At 46.8% G+C, this 24,633-nt stretch carries 16 protein-coding genes, 2 tRNA genes and 1 riboswitch; all 18 genes read left to right on the top strand.

What is annotated here, in order from left to right; translation table 11 throughout:
- Positions 1 to 48 precede the first annotated feature (48 nt).
- The 18 genes from folK to CIK98_RS01345 all read left to right on the top strand — a co-directional run bounded on the left by folK (position 49) and on the right by CIK98_RS01345 (position 24,623).
- On the top strand, positions 49 to 420 hold the full coding sequence (folK, locus tag CIK98_RS01430; RefSeq protein ID WP_172409773.1) for a 2-amino-4-hydroxy-6-hydroxymethyldihydropteridine diphosphokinase: 372 nt from the start codon (positions 49 to 51) through the stop codon (positions 418 to 420).
- Positions 417 to 1,664 (top strand): M64 family metallopeptidase, encoded by a 1,248-nt coding sequence (locus tag CIK98_RS01425; protein ID WP_094382512.1) that lies wholly within the window; start codon positions 417 to 419, stop codon positions 1,662 to 1,664. The genes folK and CIK98_RS01425 overlap by 4 nt, the downstream gene beginning before the upstream one ends.
- Before the next feature lie 119 nt (positions 1,665 to 1,783).
- A riboswitch (cobalamin riboswitch) is annotated at positions 1,784 to 1,967 on the top strand.
- 45 nt (positions 1,968 to 2,012) lie between these two features.
- The gene (locus tag CIK98_RS01420) at positions 2,013 to 4,031 is read left to right on the top strand and encodes a TonB-dependent receptor (protein ID WP_172409772.1); all 2,019 of its coding nucleotides are present in this window, start codon (positions 2,013 to 2,015) and stop codon (positions 4,029 to 4,031) included.
- 38 nt (positions 4,032 to 4,069) lie between these two features.
- On the top strand, positions 4,070 to 5,197 hold the full coding sequence (locus CIK98_RS01415) for a hypothetical protein (protein ID WP_094382510.1): 1,128 nt from the start codon (positions 4,070 to 4,072) through the stop codon (positions 5,195 to 5,197).
- Positions 5,198 to 5,205: 8 nt separating this feature from the next.
- Entirely contained in the window at positions 5,206 to 6,318 is a 1,113-nt protein-coding gene (locus tag CIK98_RS01410) for an ABC transporter substrate-binding protein (protein WP_094382509.1), read from the top strand.
- Between the two features lie 18 nt (positions 6,319 to 6,336).
- Positions 6,337 to 7,347: an iron ABC transporter permease gene (locus tag CIK98_RS01405; RefSeq protein WP_094382508.1), complete on the top strand. Its 1,011-nt coding sequence runs from the start codon at positions 6,337 to 6,339 to the stop codon at positions 7,345 to 7,347.
- 125 nt (positions 7,348 to 7,472) lie between these two features.
- Positions 7,473 to 8,594, top strand: coding sequence for a phosphatidylinositol-4-phosphate 5-kinase (locus CIK98_RS01400; protein WP_253249604.1), 1,122 nt, complete (start codon positions 7,473 to 7,475; stop codon positions 8,592 to 8,594).
- Between the two features lie 43 nt (positions 8,595 to 8,637).
- A complete protein-coding gene (locus tag CIK98_RS01395; RefSeq protein ID WP_094382506.1) occupies positions 8,638 to 9,090 on the top strand; it encodes a YhcH/YjgK/YiaL family protein in 453 nt (150 codons plus the stop codon).
- Positions 9,091 to 9,126: 36 nt separating this feature from the next.
- Entirely contained in the window at positions 9,127 to 11,211 is a 2,085-nt protein-coding gene (locus tag CIK98_RS01390; RefSeq protein WP_094382505.1) for an alpha amylase C-terminal domain-containing protein, read from the top strand.
- Between the two features lie 7 nt (positions 11,212 to 11,218).
- Positions 11,219 to 12,391: a DUF6057 family protein gene (locus CIK98_RS01385; protein WP_094382504.1), complete on the top strand. Its 1,173-nt coding sequence runs from the start codon at positions 11,219 to 11,221 to the stop codon at positions 12,389 to 12,391.
- An 18-nt stretch (positions 12,392 to 12,409) separates the two neighbouring features.
- Positions 12,410 to 13,180 (top strand): NAD(+) diphosphatase, encoded by a 771-nt coding sequence (nudC, locus tag CIK98_RS01380; protein ID WP_094382503.1) that lies wholly within the window; start codon positions 12,410 to 12,412, stop codon positions 13,178 to 13,180.
- Positions 13,181 to 13,269: 89 nt separating this feature from the next.
- Positions 13,270 to 13,344, top strand: a tRNA-Val gene (locus CIK98_RS01375).
- Positions 13,345 to 13,350: 6 nt separating this feature from the next.
- A tRNA-Tyr gene (locus CIK98_RS01370) sits at positions 13,351 to 13,433 on the top strand.
- Between the two features lie 185 nt (positions 13,434 to 13,618).
- The gene (locus CIK98_RS01365) at positions 13,619 to 14,491 is read left to right on the top strand and encodes an RNA polymerase sigma factor RpoD/SigA (protein WP_094382502.1); all 873 of its coding nucleotides are present in this window, start codon (positions 13,619 to 13,621) and stop codon (positions 14,489 to 14,491) included.
- 11 nt (positions 14,492 to 14,502) lie between these two features.
- Entirely contained in the window at positions 14,503 to 16,539 is a 2,037-nt protein-coding gene (locus CIK98_RS01360) for a DUF5686 family protein (RefSeq protein ID WP_141210358.1), read from the top strand.
- Positions 16,540 to 16,583: 44 nt separating this feature from the next.
- The gene (locus CIK98_RS01355; protein ID WP_094382500.1) at positions 16,584 to 19,790 is read left to right on the top strand and encodes an exodeoxyribonuclease V subunit beta; all 3,207 of its coding nucleotides are present in this window, start codon (positions 16,584 to 16,586) and stop codon (positions 19,788 to 19,790) included.
- Positions 19,787 to 22,705 (top strand): PD-(D/E)XK nuclease family protein, encoded by a 2,919-nt coding sequence (locus CIK98_RS01350; RefSeq protein ID WP_094382499.1) that lies wholly within the window; start codon positions 19,787 to 19,789, stop codon positions 22,703 to 22,705. The genes CIK98_RS01355 and CIK98_RS01350 overlap by 4 nt, the downstream gene beginning before the upstream one ends.
- Before the next feature lie 142 nt (positions 22,706 to 22,847).
- Positions 22,848 to 24,623, top strand: a complete 1,776-nt coding sequence (locus CIK98_RS01345) for an oxaloacetate decarboxylase (protein WP_094382498.1) — start codon at positions 22,848 to 22,850, stop codon at positions 24,621 to 24,623.
- Positions 24,624 to 24,633 lie beyond the last annotated feature (10 nt).

Here is a 24,633-nt window from a genome sequence, read left to right as displayed (position 1 = left end):
CTTAACTTCATATAATTGAACACAAGCGATATTTCTTGCCCTATGACTTTGCATAATGTATTAATCGCACTCGGTTCAAACACTGGCAACCGACAAGGTAATCTATCAGAAGCCTTGGTGAAATGTAAGGACTTCATACAGACAAACAGGCTTTCTCCCGTTATAGAGACAAAACCCATAGGACATACAAACAACCCTTATCTCAACCAGTTGTTTTCCGGAACAACATCTCTCACACTCGAAAAACTCTTGGACAACACCAAAAGTATTGAAAACGAAATGGGACGAGACCGCAGCAATAGGGGAAACGTGGTCATAGACATCGATATCATGCTCTACGACCAGCAGAAACTACACATCACAGACTGGGAACGAGACTATTTAAAACAATTACTGACACAATTACAGACAGAACTATGAAAACAAGACTTCTTCTTTTTCTTATAGTGATATTTACAAACATCATCAAAGTTAATGCACAACAAGGTGATGTATGCTTCAACGATTATTTTACTGACAACACCTTGCGCCTCGACTACATTTTCGCTGGCGACACATCACGCCAACTCATCTTCGTAGACGAATTGGTAAAAGTGAAAGGATGGTATGGACGGCGGAAGCGTTTGGAACTACTACCATATGAAGGCAACGGACAGATAACACTTACAGACAAAGCCTCCGGTAAGACCATCTATCGACATTCCTTCTCAACACTGTTTCAGGAATGGTTATCAAGCGACGAGGCAAAAACCACACCAAAGTCGTTTGAAAACGTTTTCCTCGTGCCATTCCCAAAATCTACTGTTGACGTAAAAGTTGAACTCTTCGACTTTCACCGTAAGGTAAGTTCTACCCTCACCCATACAATAGACCCCAACGACATACTTATACGAGAAATCCAACGCCCCAAAAATCCCATTGTCACCTTGCAGCAGGCTGACGACACAACAAACTGCATACGAATAGCTTACGTGGCGGAAGGTTATAAGAAAGAGCAAATGGACAATTTCATCAACGATGCCAAGATAGCCACAGAGGCTCTGTTCGAACATGAGCCCTTCACTTCAATGAGAGGCTATTTCAATATTGTGTGTGTCGAATCGCCATCTGAAAATGAAGGAACAAGCACTCCACATAAGAAAGACTGGAGAAACACAACCCTCGGGTCACATTTCGACACTTTCTACAGCAATCGTTACCTCACCACCCTACATCTGAAAAAACTACACGATGAACTCGCATGCTCTCCTTATGAGCATATCATTGTCTTGGTAAATACGGAACAATATGGTGGCGGCGGCATCTACAACTCTTATAACCTGTCGTACACCAAAGGAAACAGTTTCAGACCTGTAGTGGTACACGAGTTCGGACACAGCTTCGGCGGACTGGCCGACGAGTATGAGTATGCCGATACCGACCCGATGTATTTTGCCGACACAGAGCCATGGGAGCCAAACATCACAACAAAGGCTGATTTCACTCAGAAATGGCAGAACCTTATCGACAATGGCAAATCATCACTCATAGAGGGAGGTGGATATCAGTCAAAAGGCGTTTGGCGCGGAAATATTGATTGTCGTATGCGAACCAATGAACACAAGGATTTCTGTCCGGTTTGTCAACAAGCTCTGCAAAAACTCATCGACTTTTATGTTAAGTAACTCAACTTTCGAAAATAGACTAAATATTTATACTGACTTCATCGACGATAAAACAAACGTCGATGAAGTTTTTTTTGCAAAAAAACACCACATTATTTGTTCAATACAAAATAAAGCATTACCTTTGCAGTGTGATTGGTTCACCACAGGTGATTAAATGGGAACAGAGTGCGATTCTCTGACAGTCCCGCTGCTGTGATTTGCCTTTATGAGTCAGAACAAAATGTCACTGACAGACAATGTTCGGGAAGACGTTCTGCCTCGGCAATAGTCAGAAGACCTGCCGTCACCAAATTGTTGTTTCATAGCCTTCGAGGAAAAGGCATGAAAAACATTAATTGTTTGAACATGAATTTTAAAGAATGCGCTACCATTAGCGTTGCCTTGTTATGCGTTAAAACGGCATACCCTGCCGACTCCTTGAGAACGCAAAAGATAAAAGAGGTGGTGGTCACTGCTGACAGAACTCGCAGGGCCAACGTCTATGAAACCGTACCTATACAATCGGTTTCTGGCGACGACATCAGGATGACTGGCGTACAGTCGGTTGCTGATGCCGTAAAACGACTTGCCGGGGCAAACGTTAAGGATTACGGAGGCATCGGGGGAATGAAAACCGTTTCGGTGAGAAACCTCGGGGCGCAACACACTGCCGTCAGCTATGATGGTGTGGCGGTCAGCAATACCCAAGCCGGACAGATTGACATCGGACGATTCTCACTCGACAATGTCGGACTGCTTACCATGGCAGTGGGACAAGGCAGTGGGACAATGCAAAGCGCAAGACACTATGCCTCTGCCGCCGTATTGTCTATAGAAACGGAAAGACCTTCTCTTGACACTGGCGACTACAGACTTTCATCGGGTATAGCTATTGGCTCATGGGGACAAGTGAACCCAAAATTGAGATTCTGGAACAAGATAAGTGACAAGACAATGGCCACAATCGACGCCAACTTCATGAGAGCAGACGGAAGATATGGTTTCACGCTCGTTAACGGAAATGAAAAGACTAAGGAACAGAGAAATAACTCTGATATATGTCAATGGCATGTGGAAGGGAATTTGTTTCATTCCTTCAACGACGAAAGCCAACTGGCCGTAAAGGCGTACTTCTACAAATCGGAAAGAGGACTGCCTGGTACAGTGATACTTTACAACAATATATCAAACGAGAGACTCTGGGACGAAAACTTCTTCACACAGGCCTTATATACAAAAAAAATAGGTGAATCATGTAAACTGGCTGTAAGGGGAAAGTATACCCACTCTTGGAACTTATACGAAGATAAAAACGTGAAATATAGTGGTGGCATTCTTCATGAAACTAATAGACAAGACGAATATTATATCTCCTCTACTCTTGGATATAGCCCGGTGGCATGGCTTGAAATGGCTATAGCTGAAGATGTTGCGGCAAACAAACTTAGAACATCAGTGAACGGAAGCCCAAACCCATTTAGGATAACCTCACTAACAGCCTTGGTGACCAAGATGAAGACTGGCAGGCTTACGGCTGAGGGAAACATCGTATTCACCTATGCAAGTGAATCGCTGACAGAAAGCACCAAATATGCTATCACCACTCCAGCCGACAGAAAGAAGATATCGCCTTCGCTCTCTCTAAGCTATAGGCTCCTGCCCGACGACGCTCTCTTCTTTAGGACAATGGTGAAATCGACATTCCGACTTCCAACCTTCAACGACCTATACTATCTTCAGATAGGAAACACATCTTTGAGACCGGAAAACGCAGTCGAATATGGGGCCGGACTGACTTGGAATTCACGGAAGATAGGTGCCGTGAAATATGTCACAGCCACAGTAGATGCATATATCAACAACGTCACTGACAAAATAGTCGCCTTCCCCTCTACTTACATCTGGAAGATGGTCAACTTCGGAAAGGTTAAGGCAAAGGGACTGGATCTTACACTAGGCACACAAATTGACCTTTCTAAGGGATTCTCACTCACAGCTTCAGGCGCAATGACATTACAGGAGGCAAAAGACAAAACGGAAAACAGCCCTACATATAATTCACAACTGCCATACACACCAAAGGTGAGCGGCTCGCTTTCTGCCATATTCTACACTCCGTGGATAAATATTGGATATAGCTCAACCGCACAAGGCAAACGATACTCTATGGCACAAAACACCAACGAATATCTCATGAAGAGTTATATGGAGCATTCGTTGAGTGTTTCGAGGTTGTTACATATAAGCAAGTCTTACGACTTGACATTGCAACTTACAGTCAACAATATCACAAACAAGCAGTATGAGATAATCAAATACTATCCCATGCCAGGAAGAAGCTTTTTGGCTACAGTGATGGTTGAACTCTTTAAAAACAAGAAATAATAATATATATAATCACTTTAATAAATAAAATTAAAAACATGAAATTCAGAAGCTTATTTCTTTCCGCTATATGCGGATTAGCTGTTTCGGCAGCCTTCACTTCTTGTAGTGACGACGACGAGTACGACCCATTTGCCGGAGGTTCAAAGGTTGCTATTCCTGAAAACGTTGGTTATATCCTTAACCAAGGCTCCAGTGGCAAAAACAATGCTAACATCGTATGTTTTGACTGGAAGGCCGACACTCTCAACGTAGACCCCAACACCGAACATGACCTATTCTATCTTCAAAATGGTAAAAGACTGGGCGACACTGCACAGGACATGATCATGTACAATGGTAATCTATATGTCGTAGTCTATGGCTCAAGCTATGTTGCAAAACTCAATCGCGCCGGTGTGGAACAGACACGCAAGCAAATTCCTTCAGAGTACGGACAGCCTCGTTATGCAGTGGCTGAAGATGGTGCCATTTATGTTACATGTATCGGCGGTTACATTTTAAAACTGAGTGCTGACGATCTCTCGGAACTGGGTAAGGTAAAGGTGGGACACACTCCGGAACATATCGATGAGAACGACGGCATTCTCTATGTGGCTCAAGGTAGCAGCTACGATGGTAAGGAAAGCGACAACAGAATAGCCATCGTCAATACAAACAACTTTACCGATGCAGCCGTGAAGTATGTGGACGTAATGCCAAACACACAGGTTGTGGTGGCCAACGACAACTATGTAGCTGTTCAAGGATATGGATACGACTGGACCAACACCCCATTCTGGATATACGATATCAAGAGCGGCAAGGCTATTGATACCGGAGAGTGTTGTACATACGTCACAAAAGTGGAAGGCAGCAATAAGTTCTTCTGTGTCTACGCCAAGACCGACTGGAGCACATACGAGACCCACAACACCTATTTCTACTATGATCCTGCAACCCAGAGCAAGGAAGATATCACCTCAAAGGTGGGCTCAAACGACGAAACTTTACTTAGCTGCACAGTATTTGGTCTCAGCACAGGAAAAGACGGTTCGTACTATATCCTCAACTCGTTCTATTCTTCAGGCAACGGACGCGTGTTCCATGAGACAGACAACTTCCAGCGCCAGCAGGTTTACACCTCATGGGGTCAGAATCCATGCAAGGTAGTTCTTGACAAGTAATGTAGTCCATGAAAGCCAAAATACTAATATCAATATTTTCTATTGTCGCCCTCTTGTCGTGCAATTCCGGAAAGAATTCATATATCACGGCAGGGGGCGACACCCTGCATTTTGACTATTCCAGGCTATTGACCGTTGTCGACTACGGAAAGTACCGCACTGTAGACATTGCCGACCCATGGAAAAAAGGCCGTACTCTGCATCGCTATGTACTCGTCAACGACCCCTCCGTCACCCACCTTCCCAAGGGTACTGTCATTAAGGTGCCCGTAAAAAATGCGATGGTGTTCACTACCGTCCATGCCGCCCTTCTTGCCGACCTTCAGTCGAGTGGTGTCATTAAGGGCATGGCCGATGTGAGATATGTGAAGCGTAAAGACATCAAGGCTCTTGTCGACAGTCATCGTATTCTCGACGTAGGAAACAGCATGGCTCCTGATATAGAGAAAATCATAGACGCCGGTGCCGACTGTGTGTTTGTTTCTCCTTTTGAAAATAGCGGAGGTTATGGTAAGCTCGAAGAGATAGATATTCCTATTATTGAGTGTGCCGACTACATGGAGGTATCTCCCTTGGCAAGGGCTGAATGGATGAAATTCTACGGCATGCTTTGTGGTAATGAGTCGGTGGCCGACAGCTTGTTTTCTGTGGTTGAGAAAAACTATCGTACCCTTGCTTCTTCTGTTGCTCATAATACTGACAAGCCTTCTGTGGTTGTAGACATCCCTTCGAGTAGTGTGTGGTATGTACCTGGAGGTAAAAGCACTATAGGACAGATGGTAGCTGACGCAGGCGGAAGCTACTGCTTTGCTGACGATTCGTCAAGCGGCAGCACGGCGCTCTCCGTTGAGACCGTTCTTGACAAGTGTGCGGATGCAGATATATGGTTGTTTCGCTACGGAGGAGAAAAGAAGACCATTTCCATGATGAAGGAAGACAATAAGGCATTTGAACATATCAAAGCGTTTAAGAATGGAAACGTATGGGGATGTTCCACCGAACGCACCACCTTTTACGAGACCACGCCATTCCGTCCCGACAATCTTCTCCAAGAGTTTATTGCCATCTTCCATCCGGAGTGTCCTTGCGAGATGAAATATTTTGAAAAAATATACAACTGACTATAGTATTCAAATACGATGCGATACGTTACAATCCTTATACTGTCAACGGCATTATTGTTTCTTGCCAACATCCTGTTCGGTTCTGTTAGCATACCCGCAGATGCGGTTATAAATATCCTTTTGGGCAATGAGTCTGAAAAGTCATCATGGAACTATATTGTCGTTGAGTCACGCTTACCACAGGCTATTACGGCATTGCTCTCAGGCATGGCTCTATCTGTCAGCGGTTTGATGCTTCAGACAGCATTCAGAAATCCCCTCGCCGACCCTTCCATCTTCGGCATCAGTAGTGGCGCAGGTCTTGGTGCGGCTTTTGTCATGCTACTCTTTGGTGGCACAATGACAGCCGGCCAAGTGTCGTTTTCCGGTTATGCGGCAGTCTTTTTTGGGGCGTTTTTAGGCGCTATGGCAGTGATGGCAGTCGTTTTTGCCTTTTCGTTGCTTGTAAGAAACAGTGCTATGCTACTCATTGTCGGCATCATGATTGGTTATATCGCATCGTCAGCCATTAGCCTTCTAAACTTTTTCGCCACCGAAGAAGGTGTAAAATCGTATCTTGTATGGGGCTTGGGCAGCTTTGGTGGTGTTTCCATGAGACAGTTACCATTGTTTACCACTGTCACAATCCTCTCTCTCTTGTCGTCGTTGCTTCTTATCAAGCCTTTGAACATTATTCAGCTTGGTCGAAGCTACGCTGAAAACCTTGGAATAAGGACTCATGTGGTGAGAAATTGTCTTCTGGTCATTACCGGTCTTCTCACCGCCGTTGTCACTTCCTTCTGCGGCCCTGTCTCTTTCATTGGCCTTGCTGTACCCCATCTGTCTCGCATGATGATACGTACAAGCCATCATGGCATTCTCATGCCGGTGACCATGCTCACGGGTTCTGTTGTAGCGCTCTTCTGCAACCTTATCAGTACACTGCCATCGTCGGCCGGTCTCATCCCACTCAACGCTATCACCCCAGTCTTGGGAGCACCAGTTGTGATATTTGTCATAATGAGAAAAATGGGAGGTATTGATTAGCTATTATCAAAATTATGAGTAAATATTAGTTGTTTAGAGTTAAAAAATGTAATAAGAAGGTTGTTGTGCTTGGTAGTTTACAAATTATTGACTAATTTTGGCATTGCAAACAAAATACTAAAATTTTGAAACACATTATTATTTCCATATTACTGGTACTGACACCCATGATGTCGGTACAAGCACAAAAAATCACTATGGGCACCTGTGTCACTAAGGACGGAGGTGACTTTAGTGGTGAGATGGTTGCCGGAAAACCTCATGGCAAGGGTAAGACCATATACAAAAACGGCAACTGGTATGAAGGCAACTACGAGAAAGGGAAACGTCAGGGATACGGCATTTACACATTCTTCGACGGTGAGAAATACGAAGGCCAGTGGTTTCAGGACCAGCAACACGGCAAGGGCACTTATTATTTTGCCAACAATAACAAATATGACGGATTGTGGTATCGTGACTACCAGCAAGGCAAGGGTACAATGTATTACTACAATGGCGACAAATATGATGGCGAATGGAAGCTCGACCATCGTGATGGCTATGGCGTATACACATTCGCCGGAGGTGCCTATTACAAGGGATATTGGGCCAACGACCGAAAAAACGGGAAAGGCTATTTCGACTGGGGAGACGGCTCCAGTTATGAGGGTGAATGGAAAGACAACCAGCGCTCCGGTAAAGGTACATTCAAATATGCCGACGGTGACATTTATATCGGACAGTGGATTGATGACATACAAAACGGTCGCGGAATATACAAGTTCAAGAGCGGCGATGTGTATGAGGGAGACTATGTACAGGGAGAGCGCACAGGTTCAGGCATCTTCAAATATGCCAACGGCGACAAGTATGTAGGCCAATTCCACGAAGGCGACAAACACGGACAAGGCACATTGACATGGAAAAATGGTGACCAATATGTAGGGCTGTGGAAAACCGACCGACAGAACGGAAAAGGAGTGCTTACTCTGAAAAGTGGCGATGTGTATGACGGCACTTGGAAAAACGGAAAGCTCAATGGCGAATGTATTATTCGCTTTGCCGACGGTTCGAAGTTCAAAGGTATGTTCAAAGACGGAATACGCCATGGCGCTGCAATAGAGGAAGACAAGGAGGGAAAACGCTTTGAAGGTACATATGTCGACGGCAAACGAGACGGACGCTTTGTAGAAAAAGACCGCAACGGACAGATTACAGCCTCAGGTACCTATCAGAACGGTTGGAGGAATAAAGACAAGAAGTAATAAAAGTAGCAAAACGAAACATAAATAATTAATTTATATAGTTATGATAGTAGATACACTCGACATGTTGAGCCGATATACTGCGCTCAACCCTTTGTTTGCAGATGTCGTTGAATATCTTGAAAACAACGACCTCTGCACTATGAAAGAAGGAAAATATCCAATAAAGGGAGACGACCTCTTCCTAAATCTTACAACAGCGACATCAAAACAGGCCGACACCGCCGTGATGGAGACTCACGACGAAATGGTTGACATCCAGATACCGCTCTCCACCTCTGAGACTTACGGATACACCCCTCGTCGATTCTTGCCGGAAGCAGAATATAATGCAGAGAAAGACATTACAAAAATCCCCAACCTCGTGGCTGACGATTTCATCACATGCCGACCAGGCATGTTTGCCATTTTCTTTCCGCAAGACGGACATGCGCCTTGTATTAGCGAAGAGGAAGGAATACGCAAGGCGATATTCAAAGTGAGAAATGTAAAATAAAGGAGGACTCTCCACAACCTTTTATCCCAAAATCAAATGGAAGAGAAAAAAACTGTCACAAAAAGAAAATCATGCGCGAGCAAAACTAAGGCTCCTGCTAAACCTAAAGCGCCCGAACATATCGGACTGGTAAAAAACGACTCATGGCTCGAGCCTTTTGAAGATGCTATCAGAGGACGTCACGAGCATGCCATATGGAAACTAAACCAGCTGACACGCAACGGGAAAAAGCCTCTGAAGGACTTCGCTACAGGTCATCTGTATTTCGGACTTCATAAGACACCAAGAGGATGGGTGTTCAGAGAGTGGGCTCCAAATGCTACGGAAATTTATCTCATTGGAGACTTCAACAACTGGACCATCGACGAGAAATACAAGTGCAAACGCATTGAAGGCACTGGAAACTGGGAACTCAAACTGCCTTCTAAAGCCATGAAACATGGCGATCTCTACAAAATGAAGGTACGCTGGAACGGTGGCGAAGGCGAACGTATTCCCGCATGGTGCCAACGAGTGGTTCAGGACGACACAACAAAGATTTTCTCAGCACAAGTGTGGAATCCGGAAAAACCATACGAGTGGAAGAAAAAGTCGTTCAAACCTAATAAAAACCCACTGCTCATATATGAGTGCCATGTGGGAATGGCACAAGACGCTGAAAAGGTGGGCTCATACAAGGAGTTTACAGAAAATGTACTGCCTCGAGTTATCGAAGACGGATACAACTGCATTCAGGTGATGGCCATACAGGAACATCCTTACTATGGTTCCTTCGGATATCACGTGAGTTCGTTCTTTGCACCTTCAAGCAGGTTTGGTACACCGGAAGAGCTCAAGGAACTCATCGACACTGCACATAAAAACGGTATCGCCGTCATAATGGATATCGTACACTCGCATGCAGTAAAAAACGAGGTTGAAGGACTGGGAAATCTTGCAGGCGACCCTAATCAGTTCTTCTATCCAGGCGAACGCCATGAGCATCCGGCATGGGATTCTCTCTGTTTTGATTACGGCAAGGACGACGTGCTGCATTTCCTTCTCTCAAACTGCAAGTACTGGCTTGAGGAGTTTAAGTTCGATGGTTTCCGTTTCGACGGCGTCACATCGATGCTTTACTATAGCCATGGCTTGGGCGAGGCGTTCTGTGGCTATGGCGACTATTTCAATGGCCATCAAGACGACAATGCCATATGCTACCTCACCCTAGCCAACAAACTCATCCACGAGGTGAATCCCAACGCCATCACCATTGCCGAGGAAGTGAGCGGCATGCCAGGACTGGCTGCAAAATTTGAGGATGGCGGCTATGGTTTTGACTATCGTATGGCAATGAACATACCAGACTATTGGATAAAGACCATCAAAGAGCTGAAAGACGAAGACTGGAAGCCAAGCTCAATATTCTGGGAGGTGAAAAACCGTCGTGCTGACGAAAAGACCATCAGCTACTGCGAAAGCCATGACCAAGCTCTCGTGGGCGACAAGACAATAGTGTTCCGACTCATTGACGCCGACATGTATTGGCACTTCAAGAAGGGCGACGAGAACTTTATGGCTCACAGGGGTATTGCCCTTCACAAGATGATACGCCTTGTCACTGCAGCTGCCATCAACGGAGGCTATCTGAACTTCATGGGCAACGAGTTTGGCCATCCTGAATGGATAGACTTTCCACGCGAAGGTAATGGATGGAGCTATAAATACGCACGCCGCCAATGGAACCTTGTAGACAACAAGGACCTGTGCTATCATTACCTGGGCGACTTCGACAAGGCAATGATAAAGGTAATCAAGGGTGTACGCAATTTCCAGAAAAAACCAGTACAGGAAATATGGCATAATGACGGCGACCAGGTGCTAGCTTTCAGCAGAGGCGACCTAATCTTTGTTTTCAATTTCAGTCCTTCACGCTCATTCACCGACTATGGCTTCCTGGTACCAACAGGCAGCTACGAGGTAGTTCTGAACACAGACGCCAAGGAGTTTGGAGGCAATGGTCTTGCCGACGATAGCGTGATGCATCTCACCAACTACGATCCGCTTTATGTCAAGGATCACAAAGAATGGCTAAAGCTCTATCTTCCAGCCCGTTCAGCCGTGGTTCTGAAAAAAAACTAAATCAGAAATGAACTATAACAACAGGTCTGAAAACGACAGCACCGCTGCTATGAGGGCAGTGTGTGCTGTCGCCTTCATTATATTCTCGTTTTGTTTCCTCTATTTCCGTCAGGCTGATGTTTTGTGCTTGGCACAGCATGTGCTAAGTGGCGGACAAACAGCCTATTCCCCTGCTGCAGGAGCTGTGCTGATTACATTAACGCTTTTCTTGTTACATCGTATTGTCAACTCTTATTTCAAGATTAACAGGCGTTTTCATTGGCTCACCTATCTGCCCCCAATGCTTTTGCTCACCATCATTTCCGACATCAGCCCTGACATAGACAAGAGGTTCTCCTTCGGATCGTGGCTGTGGGTGGCTCCGTTGGTATTGATAGTCTGGACTATATCTGTCTCTGCCTTGAAGTCTATCCAGAACTATGAGGCAGACATCAATTCGCGCGGTGTCCTCTCTCGTCTTACATGGGTCAACATGTTTGCGTTATGCATGATGTTTATGGTAGCTGGCTTTATCTCAGCAGGCAACGATGTATTCCACTATCGTGCCAAGATTGAGACACTCATGGTCGATGGCAGGTATTCCGACGCTTCATCGGTGGGAATAAAATCTATGCATACCGACACCTCACTTACCATGTTACGTTGTTATGCACTGGCACGTGAGTCGCGCATGGCCGACCAGCTGTTCCATTACCCATTGGCAGGCAATTCCAGGACATTGCTTCCCTTAGACCAATCCTCCCGTATGGTCTTATATCCTACCGACAGCCTTTACAGGTTTTTGGGTGCACGACCTTCTCGTGGAATGGACACTCCTCGCTACCTAAAGGCTTTGCTCGCATCAGGCTATCACAACAAGGCCATCTCAGACTACATCCTCTGCGGCATGCTCGTAGACAGGGATATTGACGCCTTTGTGCGTGAGTTGCCAAAGCACTACACCGTCAACGACAGTCTTCCTGTCCACTACCGTGAGGCACTTATTCTATATACCCACATGCGCTCTAATCCTTTACTTATATATAAAAACCAAGTGATGGACACCGATTTCGACGATTTCAAGTCTTTTGAAGATTCTATTCCAGACCTCAAAGCCAGAATGCTTGCTGTCCACAATCACTATTTCGGAACATATTGGTGGTATCATGATTATGGTAACAAAGCCAACGGGAGTCACTGATAAAAAATCAACTAAACTATGAAAAAATATTATTTCGTATTTTGCAAAAGCGATATAATGCTTCAACGTCTACCTGACGGTTCATATACAATACCATGCTGTGAAGAACCTCCAACTGAGATCAAGCCGTGGACCCGGTTAATGAATATCACTCCACTTAACGGACACGAGGTGATTACTTACCGTATCGACTCTCCCGTGACAGATTCTCCCATATACGAAATGTGTGGGTTACGCCCCAGTTGGTACAAGCTAAGCAAGGAATTGTACCAGAAAGCCGGCAAATGTCATGAGATTCTTTATTGGGACCAGAACACGCAGTTCTGCGGAGTATGTGGAGCGCCCATGAAGATGCATACCGACATAAGCAAGCGTTGCACACAATGCGGCAAGGAAGTCTGGCCGCAGTTGGCCACCGCCATCATTGTACTTATCCACAAGGGAGAGGAAGTGCTGTTGGTACATGCAAAGAATTTCAGAGGCAACTTCTTCGGCCTCGTGGCAGGGTTTGTCGAAACCGGAGAGACACTTGAAGAGGCAGTGCATAGGGAAGTAATGGAAGAGACGGGACTTAGGATAGAAAACATCAGATACTTCGGCAGTCAGCCATGGCCCTACCCTTGCGGACTTATGGTGGGCTTTGAAGCCGATTATGTCAGTGGAACCATAAAGCTCCAGCGCGAAGAGCTTGCGGCAGGGGCATGGTTTAACAAGCACAACCTGCCTACAATTCCCGAAAAACTATCCATCGCAAGACAGCTTATCGACTCTTGGCTGGCCGAAAAATAAGTTTTTTTGCCTCGTTTTATAAAAAATATGGAAAAAAATTTGGTGGAATAAAAAATAGTTAGTACCTTTGCACCCGCAAATGAAAGGAAGGGCGCTTAGCTCAGCTGGTTTAGAGCATCTGCCTTACAAGCAGAGGGTCGGGGGTTCGAATCCCTCAGCGCCCACAAGGAGGGTGTTTTCCAGAGTGGCCAAATGGGGCAGACTGTAAATCTGCTGTCTTTCGACTTCGGTGGTTCGAATCCATCAGCACCCACAGCCAATAGCACAGATTCTCTCTGTGCTATTTTTTTGTCCAGTTTTTATGATTTTTTAATAATAAAAGCATATAAAAACAATGAAAAATCCAATTATTTTCACTAACTTTGCAGTCGATTTATGCGCATTTTTCGCATTGTATTGAATATCAGATAGTTAGAAAAAAAATAGAGGAAATTAAGCATGAGACAATTAAAGATTCAGAAGAGTATTACAAACCGTTCGAGCGAGGCATTGGACAAGTACCTTGTCGAAATTGGACGCGCACCATTAATAACCATAGATGAGGAAATTGAACTTGCGCAAAAGATACGCAAGGGAGGACCTGAGGGTGAGCGTGCAAAAGACAAGCTCGTCACTGCCAATCTTCGTTTCGTTGTATCTGTTGCAAAGCAATACCAGCATCAGGGACTGACTCTTACTGATTTAATTGATGAGGGTAACATCGGTCTCATCAAAGCAGCCCAGAAGTTTGACGAGACAAGAGGATTTAAATTCATTTCTTACGCTGTATGGTGGATTAGACAGAGCATTCTTCAGGCTATTGCCGAACAAAGCCGCATCGTAAGGCTTCCTCTCAACCAAGTTGGTTCGCTCAACAAGATAAACCATGAGATAAACAAATTTGAGCAGGAAAACCAAAGACATCCTTCCGTAGCTGAACTTAGCGAGGCCACTAAGCTCGATGAAGAGAAAATCGGACAAAGCCTCATGGCCGACGGTCACCATGTGTCCATCGACGCTCCTTTCCAAGATGGTGAGGACAACTGCATGCTCGATGTCATGGCAAGCGGCGACGACAGCCGTACCGACCGCTATGTAGACCACGAGTCTATGGCACAAGAACTTGACAACGTGCTCAACAAGGTGCTCAAAGACCGTGAAATCACCATCATCAGAGAGTGCTTCGGCATTGGCGGACCGGAAAAGGGACTGGAGGAAATTGGCGACCGTCTCGGACTGACTCGTGAGCGTGTACGCCAAATAAGGGAGAAAAGCATTGCCAAGCTGCGTGACAGCGGCAATGCCAAAATACTTATGAAGTATCTCGGTTAGTAAAGTGGAGCTTGAAAAATAAATTTATCATAAGCGTCTTGATAATATTGGGCATGCTCTTTGGCATGCCCAATATTGTTATTTGTGACGAACATGATGAAAACATACTTCTTGAAAAGGTGTTCGACTACATAGACACTTACAAGCTGGAACTTACCGACACCACTGCAAATACCTATCACAAACTTGTCATCACTACTCCTCGGCGTAATTTTACGCTGATGTGTGTCCCTACCCTTTTTCATGTTGCCTCCGGAGAAAGGGAGTTTATAATGGAATCGTATGGAAAGATTAGGTTCAACACTATAAAGGAGTATAACATGGAAAGGCAGATATATGTCTCAACAGTACCTCATCGCTCCTCTACCATGTCTATACTGCGAAGCTATTCCGTGCCCGATGTCTATGGTGTGTCGATGTTTCACGGACATGTCCTCTCCCCTTTCCATAGAAGCAACCGAATCTATTACCGCTACACCATCAGCGAGGTGAGCGAAGATTCTTGGCTGGTTACCTTCAAGCCAAGAAGCAACAATACCCAGCTTATTTCAGGTTTTGCCCTAGTGGAACATGCCACAGGCCGCATCACCTACACACGCTTTAAGGGTGAGTACGACATGCTTCGTTTTGACATCGTGACCAATTTCGACCGTCCAGTCAACGACCCTCTTGCCCTTATGCCCAAAGAATGTGTCATAAACACGACTTTCAAGTTTCTCGGAAATGTTATGTGCTCCACACTCACCAATGTCTACGGATGCCAACATACACTGCCCGACTCTATAAAGTCGAGCGCTAATATGCGGGAGCTGAATGCCGTAAGGCCCATACCTCTCGACAGTACCGACATTTGCATCTACGACAGGTTCTTTTCAAACAGGATAAAAACAGACACCATCGCTGTGGAAGAGCCGGAAAAAAAGAAAAACAACATTGGAAAAATTGCATGGAACCTCCTTGAAGACAATATGTTGAGTAGCATAAGGGCAGAAAACGAGAATGGCTATTTCCGCATTTCACCACTCATCAATCCGCAATATATCAGCTATAGCAACAGCCGTGGTCTTGCCTATAAACTTGCGGCGGGTGCAGAATATAAGTTCAATGAGAAACGAAAACTAAGGTTCAATGCCCGTGTGGGTTACAACTTCAAGATAGAACAATTCTATTTCCACAACAACCTCCACTTCGACTTCAATCCGAAACGCAACGGATGGTTGGAGATTGAAGTGTCTAACGGCAACCGCATAGCCAACTCTTCAGTACTCGACGTCTTGAACGAACAGCATCGTGACACCATCGACTTTTCTTCTCTCGAACTACACTATTTCAACGACAATCGCTACCAGATATCATGCAACATTGCCGCAACCGACCAGTTCGAACTCATGCCGGCATTGGTTTACCACCATCGCAGTGCAGTGAACAAGGCGGGTATGGTGGCAACGGGACAACCTACGGTATACGACGGTTTTGCACCATCGCTGACATTAAAATACCAACCCAGTATTTCATGGCCCATGTTCTCCGTCAATTACGAGAGGTGTCTCTCTGGAGTATTAGCATCAAACATGGAGTACGAACGCTGGGAAATAGACGCATCGCTAAGAAGGAGATACAGTTCGCTGAAACGATTCAACGCAAGAGTGGGAGGCGGCTTTTACACCAATCAGTCGACTACCTACTTTGTAGACTTCATCAACTTCCATGAAGACTATTTGCCTGGAGGTTGGGACGACGACTGGACAGGCGAATGCCAGCTGCTCAACAGTCAGTGGTACAACGCGTCGAAATACTATTTCCGCACCAATATCTCCTACGACTCACCCCTTCTGATAATGACACGCCTTCCGCTTGCCGGAAGAATAATCGAAGCCGAACGTCTCTATTTCAGCTATGTACAGCTGGAGAAGACACGCCCCTACTTCGAACTCGGATATGGTTTCACAACGAGGTTTATATCACTTGGCTTCTTCGCCAGTTTCCTCAACGACCAGTTCCAGAAGTTTGGCACTAAGTTTACATTCGAGTTGTTCCGGAAGTGGTAGCCCCCTCTTCTTTAACTTCTTTAACTTCTTTAACTCAAGAATATATGTCAAAGACATTGACCGTTTATAAGGCAAGCGCCGGAAGCGGAAAGACCTTCACCCTTGCCACACACTACATCAAGTTGCTCGTGGAAAACCCCATGCAATATCGTAATATCCTTGCCGTTACCTTTACAAACAAGGCTACGGAGGAAATGAAGATGCGTATACTCAGTCAGCTCTATGGCATTTGGCACCAGTATCCTGATTCGAAGAGCTATACCGACAAGCTCACCGAAGAACTTGGATGTGATGTGGAATATCTTAGAAAGCAAGTGAAAACCGCCCTTCACTTACTCATACACAACTATAGCTTCTTTCGTGTCGAAACCATTGACTCCTTCTTCCAAAGTGTGTTGAGAAACCTCGCACGCGAACTGGACCTTACCGCCAACCTGCGCATCGAACTCAACGACAGGGAGGTGGAAGGCCTCGCCGTAGACAAAATGATAGAAGACCTCGCCATCAACGACGATGTGATGCAGTGGATCATGGACTACATCTACGACAACATGCAAGAAGACAAGGGTTGGAACGTGATAGGACAGATAAAGTCTTTCGGTCTCACCATCTTCAAGGACTTCTACAAAGAAAACGACAAAGCCTTGGTAAAGGCCATGGAAGACAGTACCTTCTTCGAACACTACGTAAAGACACTAAAGGAAGAAAGAAACCAAGCCAAGAAGGTAATGCAAGACATTGCCGAGGAGTTTTTCAACACTATCGGCGAGGCTGGAGTTTCAGTCGACGATTTCTCTTTCGGCAAAGCAGGGGTGTGCTCACTCTTCCTGAATATTAAGGAAGGGCCTGCTGGTCCTGACAAAACGTTCAACAGAGCAAAAGACGCCAAGGATAAACCTGATAAATGGGTGTCTGCCAAAAACCCTCTGAAACCCACGATAATGGCTCTTGTGAAATCAAAACTCAACACGATGCTGGAAGAAGCTCTCTCGCAGAACAATGGACAATGGAGACGCTACCAGTCGGCCACCCTTACCCTCCGCCATCTTTACAAACTCCGACTGCTGAACGTGATTGAGAAAAGTGTAAGATTGATGAACGAGGAGGCGGGACGATTCCTTCTCTCAGACACCCAGCACCTGCTCCACTCGCTCATCAGCGACAACGACTCTCCTTTCGTGTTTGAGAAGATTGGATCTCGACTGGAACATATCATGATCGATGAGTTCCAAGACACCAGTGTCGTACAGTGGAAGAATTTCAAGGTGTTGCTACAGGAGTGCATGAGCCATGCGGGAAGCAAAAACCTTATAGTTGGCGACGTGAAGCAAAGCATCTACAGATGGAGGGCTGGCGACTGGCGACTGCTCAACGATATAGAAAACGAATTTCCCAACCATTCCGAAACGGTCAAAATCGAAAACCTCGACATCAACTTCCGTTCACAGGCAAATGTCATCAACTTCAACAACCATTTCTTTTCCACTGCTGCTGAAATGGAAAAGAAGGCAAAGGAAGAAAAGTCTGCCGTCAGTGCCCAACAACTTCAGAGAGCCTACTCCGACGTTAGCCAGAAGTGTAAAAAAAATGAGATAAATGGACTGGTGACCGTAAAACTCTTCCCCTCCAACGACTACCAGTTGCGCACTCTCGAGGAAGTGGCGGCTAACGTCAGACTTCTACTCAACCGCGGAGCACGACAGTCAGACATAGCCATCCTCGTCAGGGTAAACGCCTCCATTCCCCTTGTAGCCGACTATTTCGCCGAACATTGTCCAGAGGTGAGAATTGTGTCTGACGAGGCCTTTAGGCTTGGTTCTTCCATAGCAATAAGGATTGTGGTTCTTGCCATGTATCTCCTTACCCATCCCGACGATGTCCTCTCTACACATTCACTTGCCGCACTTTACCAGCAGCATGTGTTGAAGGCCAATGCCGACCTCAACAGCATCTTCATCGACAATGCCAATGTCTCCTCGCTACTGCCGGAAGCCTTTCTGAACAACATAGAGAAACTCTTGCTCATGCCTCTCTACGACCTTGCAAAAGAGCTACTCCAAGTCTTTTCCGTCAACGACATAGAAGGGCAGACCGGATATATCTGCGCATTCCTTGACGAACTAAACCGGTTTACCACAGACACCACTACCGACATCGACACCTTCGTAGACGAATGGAACACTTCCCTTTGCAACAAAAACATACGAGGCGACGAGGTCGACGGTGTGCGCATACTGTCTATCCACAAGAGCAAGGGACTTGAGTACAACAATGTCATCGTGCCCTTCTGCGACTGGGTTCTTGAGCGCTCCAATGTCATCTGGTGCCAGCCAAAGGAAGAACCCTACAACCAACTGCCCTTGGTGCCTGTTGACTATAGCTCCAACGCCTTGCTGGGCACGGTGTTTGAAAACGACTATATTACGGAAAACCTCCAGAACACCGTCGACAATCTCAACCTTCTGTATGTGGCTTTCACGCGAGCCGGCCACAACCTCTTCGTCTATGGTCGACGCAAGACTGCCTCCACCCGCTCCACACTCATTGAGAAATGTCTTCCTCTCGTAACGAAAGATCTTCCAGGGGCTTCACTCAATGGCGTTGAGGACGAGAAGGAAGCCATCTGTTTCTCTTTCGGAAAACTCTATATCCCTGAGACTCTGTCTGAAGGGAAGTCACAAAACGTCTTGCTTGCCAAGGCTGAACCGCTCGATGTTTATTATTCACAGCATCAGTGTCGCGCCGAGTTCAAGCAAAGCAATAAGAGTATGGAGTTTGTGGGCAACGATGGCGACGAACATGGGTATATCAAAATTGGCTCCATCATGCACAATGTCTTCTCACGAATAAAGACGTCTGACGACATCAACAATGCCGTGGACGAAATAGAGACAGAAGGACTGCTCGACACTATTGAGAAGTCTAAGTCTGAAATATTAAAAATCTTTCACAAACGACTCCAAGACCCTCGTGTGGCAGAATGGTTCTCACCGGCCAACAAGGTGTACAACGAATGCACCATACTCACTTACGACCCGAAGAATAACAAGGTGACAGAGTGCCGACCCGACCGTGTGGTGGCAAATGGAGACACCATTACAGTCATCGACTTCAAGTTCGGTACGCAGAAACAGGAGTATATCGTTCAAGTGCGCGACTACATGAAACAACTTCACGCCATGGGACATGCCAACGTGAAAGGCTATCTTTGGTTTGTATATAATAATATCATAGAGGAGGTAACATTATGAAATCATTTCTCGAAACAGTAGCCGAACATATAATAGAGAAATTCGGCAACAACCTCGCCCACACCGCCGTCATCTTCCCTAACAAGCGTGCAAGGCTGTTTTTCAACGACTATCTCGCACGAAAAGTCGACGGACCCATGTGGAGTCCTGCCTATCTCACCATCAGCGAACTCTTCCGCAGCCATACCAAACTTGTCATCGCCGACCCGATAAAACTCGTCTGCGACCTCCATAAGAGCTTTCTGAAGTTTACGGGCTCCGAAGAGTCGCTCGACCATTTCTATTCCTGGGGACAGATTATGCTCTCCGACTTCGACGACATCGACAAGAATCTTGCCGACGCAAGTAATATATTTAAGAATGTGAACGACATTCACGAACTCGACGATATTTCATATCTCTCTGAGGAACAAGTCGAAATGCTCAAACGCTTCTTCAGTAACTTTAATCCCGACAAGTCCACCGAACTGAAGCGTCGCTTCCTGACTCTTTGGAATCATTTCCACGATATCTACGTCGACTTCAATAGCCGTCTCGCCTCTCAGGGCATGGCCTACGAGGGAGCCCTTTACCGCAAGGTGGTATCAGATGAAAACCTCACCTTCGAGTACGACCGATATATCTTCGTTGGCTTCAACCTCCTCCAACGTGTGGAACATAAGTTCTTCAAACGTCTCAAAAACGAAAAGAAGGCTTTCTTCTATTGGGACTTCGACCATTATTATATGCCCGACCCTAAGCATCAAAAATACAACGAGGCAGGCTATTACATCAGCTCATATCTAAGCGACTTCCCCAACGAACTCGACATCCACAACAGTTCCATCTACGGCAATTTCACCAAGCCTAAGGATATAACATATATCTCAGCACCTACAGAGAACATACAGGCCGTTTATGCAGCCGACTGGCTCCGGCAAGGCAGTCGCATAGCCGACGGCAGAAAGACCGCCGTGGTGCTTTGCAACGAAGGCCTTCTGCAGGCTGTGGTGCACAACATACCACAGGAAGCGTCAAAGGTGAACATCACCACTGGCTATCCCCTCGCCCAGTCGCCCTTCTGCTCTTTGGTGTCCATGCTCCTCGACTTACGCACCGACGGTTTCGTAACCCAGCGCGGACTCTACCGCCTGCGCTATGTCAACAAGGTCCTGAAGCATCCATACATCACTTATATCTCTTCATTATCCAACGAACTGTTCCAAGAACTTAACGGCAGCAACCGCCTTTTCTTCATCAGTGCAGACATCATGTCCAAAGACGATGGACTGAAACTGCTCTTCAGTCCGTTTGAAACCACTGAACGTTCTTTCACCTGCACCGTGATACAGTGGCTGCTTCAAGTTCTTAAGCATATCGCCGGTAATGCAGCCGACACCCACGACCAGTTTTTCCAGGAGTCTCTGTTCCGCATCTACAGCATCGCCAACCGCCTCTACGGCCTTGTGGAGTCTGGCGACCTTACAGTCGACATTGTCACCCTGCGACGCCTCATGCGACAAGTGCTGCAAACGTCAAGCATTCCGTTCCACGGCGAGCCGGCCGAGGGTGTTCAGTTCATGGGAGTGCTTGAAACCCGTAACATCGACTTCGACCATCTCCTGGTACTGTCATGCAACGAAGGCAACATGCCCAAGGGTGTCAACGACACGTCTTTCATCCCTTATAGTATAAGGAAAGCCCACGGCCTCACCACCATCGACCACAAAGTGGCTATCTACGCCTACTACTTCTACCGCCTGCTGCAACGCGCCAAGGATGTCACCCTCGTATACAACAACAGTGCCGACGGCACCTCTACAGGCGAGATGAGTCGTTTCATGCTTCAGATCATGATAGAAAGCCAGCACAGCATCTCTCGCCGTGCCATTGTCTCTGGAGTGTCAACATCACGCCACTACCCTTCAGCCGTGGAAAAGACGCCAGAGGTCATGCAGCGCCTTCACCTTCGTTTCGACCGTAAATATCGAAGAGACACACAACATTCCCTGCTTACCCCTACATCCATCAACACCTTCTTCCGCTGCCAGCTGCGCTTCTACTACAAATACGTGCTCGGCCTGATGGACAACGACGAGTCAGACAACGACACCGTCGACTCCATCGCCTTCGGCAACATCTTCCACAAGTCAGCCGAAGAAGTGTACCTGCGCATGAAAGACAGCAAGACATCAGTCGTGACAAAGGAATCTATCAAGCGCATACTTCATGCCGATGACTATCTTACAGGTGTGGTGGAAAAATACCTCGACGAGGTGGTATACAATCTCAAGCAAAACCGTTCCTCACGTCCGGAATACAATGGTTTGCAACTCATCAACATCAAGGTCATCACCCGCTATCTGAAACAGCTTCTCAATAGCGACCTCAGTCTGGCACCATTCACGCTGGTAAGCCTTGAGCAACCTGTCAAGGAGGACATAAAGGTGCGCATGGGCAATAGCGGCGAGTATTTCCTTTCCACCCTGGGCGGTTTTGTCGACCGCATAGACATCGTGGAGGCCAACGGGTGCAAGACTATGCGAGTGGTAGACTACAAGACAGGCGGAAGCCGTGTCGACAGCAGCAAGTTCAAAACCGTCGACGACATATTTACAGGCCTCTCCGTCGCCAACCATGCCGACTACTACCTCCAGGCCATAGCCTATTCCAATATAGTGCGCCATTCTGCCACACTCAATCCCAGCGGTCTGCCCGTAGCCCCAGCCCTGCAGTTTGTGCAGCATAACCAGACATCGTCGCCGGTGCTGTGTCTCGACAAGCACCCGATAACAGACGTGAAGACTGTGGAACAAGACTTCAGGAAAAATCTCGACATGCTGCTCACCGCCATGTTCGACCCCGAGCAGCCCTTCCAGCCATTGTCTGACAAGAAAAATTGCGCCTCATGTCCTTATTATAATATGTGTTATTGATGTTTTCTCACTATGTGAGACATGCGTTTGTGAAAAAAAGCGAATCAAAAGAAAAAAAGTCCAAAACTATTTGGCGCATGAAAGAATATTCATTATTTTTGCAGCGTGATTGCAAACATTAACACTTTAATGAAAGATTACGATGAAAAAGAAAATCCAATTTAGTCTTGTCTATCGAGACATGTGGCAGTCTTCAGGAAAGTTTCAGCCACGAAAGGATCAGCTTGAGCGTATTGCGCCGGTCATTATCGAAATGGGCTGCTTTGCGCGAGTGGAGACTAATGGAGGAGCTTTCGAGCAGGTGAACCTCTTGGCTGGTGAAAACCCTAACGATGCTGTGAGAGCTTTCTGTAAGCCTTTCAACGAGGTCGGCATTAAGACACACATGCTCGACCGTGGACTCAACGCCCTCAGAATGTATCCCGTACCCGACGATGTGCGACAGCTCATGTACAAGGTGAAGCATGCACAAGGTGTGGACATACCTCGTATCTTCTGTGGACTCAACGATGTAAGAAACATCATCCCTAGCATAAAATGGGCTTCCGAGGCAGGTATGACACCACAGGCCACTCTCTGCATCACAACCTCGCCCATTCATACCGCTGAATACTATAGCGCAATAGCCGACAAGCTGATAGAGGCTGGGGCAAAGGAGATATGCCTTAAGGACATGGCAGGTATAGGACAGCCTGCAATGCTCGGCAAACTCACAGGAATGATCAAGGCCAATCATCCCGACATCATCATACAGTATCACGGCCACTCCGGACCCGGACTCTCCATGGCTTCCATTCTCGAGGTGTGCAACAATGGTGCCGACATCATCGACACCGCCATCGAGCCTCTGAGCTGGGGTAAGGTACATCCCGACATCATCTCAGTACAGAGCATGCTCAAAAACGAGGGATTCGACGTTCCTGACATCAATATGAACGCATATATGCAGGCACGCTCACTCACACAGGAGTTTATCGACGAATGGCTCGGATACTTCATCAATCCACAAAACAAGCACATGTCGTCGCTACTGCTCGGATGCGGACTCCCCGGCGGCATGATGGGCTCGATGATGAGCGACCTCGGCGGCATACATGCTGTCATCAACAAACTGCGCAAGACAAAGGGCCTGAAGGAATTCGACATCGACGAGATGCTCGTGAAACTATTTGATGAAGTGGCTTATGTATGGCCTCGCGTCGGTTATCCACCACTCGTCACTCCTTTCTCGCAGTATGTCAAGAACATCGCGCTCATGAACCTTCTCACCATCGAGCAGGGCAAGGGACGCTTCGTCATGATGGACGACTCCATGTGGGGCATGATACTCGGAAAGAGCGGAAAGGTGCCTGGCGACATCGACCCGGAACTGGTTGCCCTCGCGGAAAAGCAAGGACGACAGTTCACCTCCGACGACCCTCACACCCTCATACCCAACGCCCTCGACAGCTTCCGCAAGGAAATGGCAGACAACGGTTGGGATACAGGAAAGGACGACGAGGAACTCTTCGAACTGGCAATGCACCCCGAACAGTATCGTAACTACAAGAGCGGACAGGCAAAGAAAAACTTCCTTGCCGACCTGCAGAAGGCAAAGGACGCCAAGCTGGGCGCGCAGCTCACGCCCGAGCAGCTCGCTGCCTTCAAGCACGCAAAGGCCGACGCACTCATCACGCCAGTGGCAGGACAGGTCTATTACCAGTTTGCCGGCGAGGGAGTCAACAAGTGTCTTGAGCCGTTCATAGGCCAGCAGTATAAGGAAGGCGACACCTTCTGCTATATACAGGCGCCATGGGGCGAGATAGTGCCAATACCAGCCGCATTAGGAGGCAAACTGGTTGACGTGACTGTAAAACAAGGCGGCAAGGTAAGACGTGGCGACACCCTCGCCTGGATAGAACGTTCAGAAAAGCAGTAACCCACATTTA

The sequence above is a fragment of the Prevotella sp. P2-180 genome, from assembly GCF_002251435.1.
Classification (GTDB): Bacteria; Bacteroidota; Bacteroidia; order Bacteroidales; family Bacteroidaceae; genus Prevotella.
The sequence above is the reverse complement of the archived record's forward strand: the minus strand, read 5'-3'. Positions and strand labels throughout refer to the sequence as shown.

What these genes read in the sequence shown, in the direction of transcription:
- CIK98_RS01420 (WP_172409772.1), top strand. Translation starts at nt 2,013, where the DNA reads ATGAATTTTAAAGAATGCGCTACCATTAGCGTTGCCTTGTTATGCGTT.
- CIK98_RS01425 (WP_094382512.1), top strand. Translation starts at nt 417, where the DNA reads ATGAAAACAAGACTTCTTCTTTTTCTTATAGTGATATTTACAAACATC.
- CIK98_RS01385 (WP_094382504.1), top strand. Translation starts at nt 11,219, where the DNA reads ATGAACTATAACAACAGGTCTGAAAACGACAGCACCGCTGCTATGAGG.
- CIK98_RS01395 (WP_094382506.1), top strand. Translation starts at nt 8,638, where the DNA reads ATGATAGTAGATACACTCGACATGTTGAGCCGATATACTGCGCTCAAC.
- CIK98_RS01350 (WP_094382499.1), top strand. Translation starts at nt 19,787, where the DNA reads ATGAAATCATTTCTCGAAACAGTAGCCGAACATATAATAGAGAAATTC.
- CIK98_RS01405 (WP_094382508.1), top strand. Translation starts at nt 6,337, where the DNA reads ATGCGATACGTTACAATCCTTATACTGTCAACGGCATTATTGTTTCTT.
- CIK98_RS01415 (WP_094382510.1), top strand. Translation starts at nt 4,070, where the DNA reads ATGAAATTCAGAAGCTTATTTCTTTCCGCTATATGCGGATTAGCTGTT.
- CIK98_RS01345 (WP_094382498.1), top strand. Translation starts at nt 22,848, where the DNA reads ATGAAAAAGAAAATCCAATTTAGTCTTGTCTATCGAGACATGTGGCAG.
- CIK98_RS01390 (WP_094382505.1), top strand. Translation starts at nt 9,127, where the DNA reads ATGGAAGAGAAAAAAACTGTCACAAAAAGAAAATCATGCGCGAGCAAA.
- CIK98_RS01355 (WP_094382500.1), top strand. Translation starts at nt 16,584, where the DNA reads ATGTCAAAGACATTGACCGTTTATAAGGCAAGCGCCGGAAGCGGAAAG.
- CIK98_RS01365 (WP_094382502.1), top strand. Translation starts at nt 13,619, where the DNA reads ATGAGACAATTAAAGATTCAGAAGAGTATTACAAACCGTTCGAGCGAG.
- CIK98_RS01410 (WP_094382509.1), top strand. Translation starts at nt 5,206, where the DNA reads ATGAAAGCCAAAATACTAATATCAATATTTTCTATTGTCGCCCTCTTG.
- nudC (WP_094382503.1), top strand. Translation starts at nt 12,410, where the DNA reads ATGAAAAAATATTATTTCGTATTTTGCAAAAGCGATATAATGCTTCAA.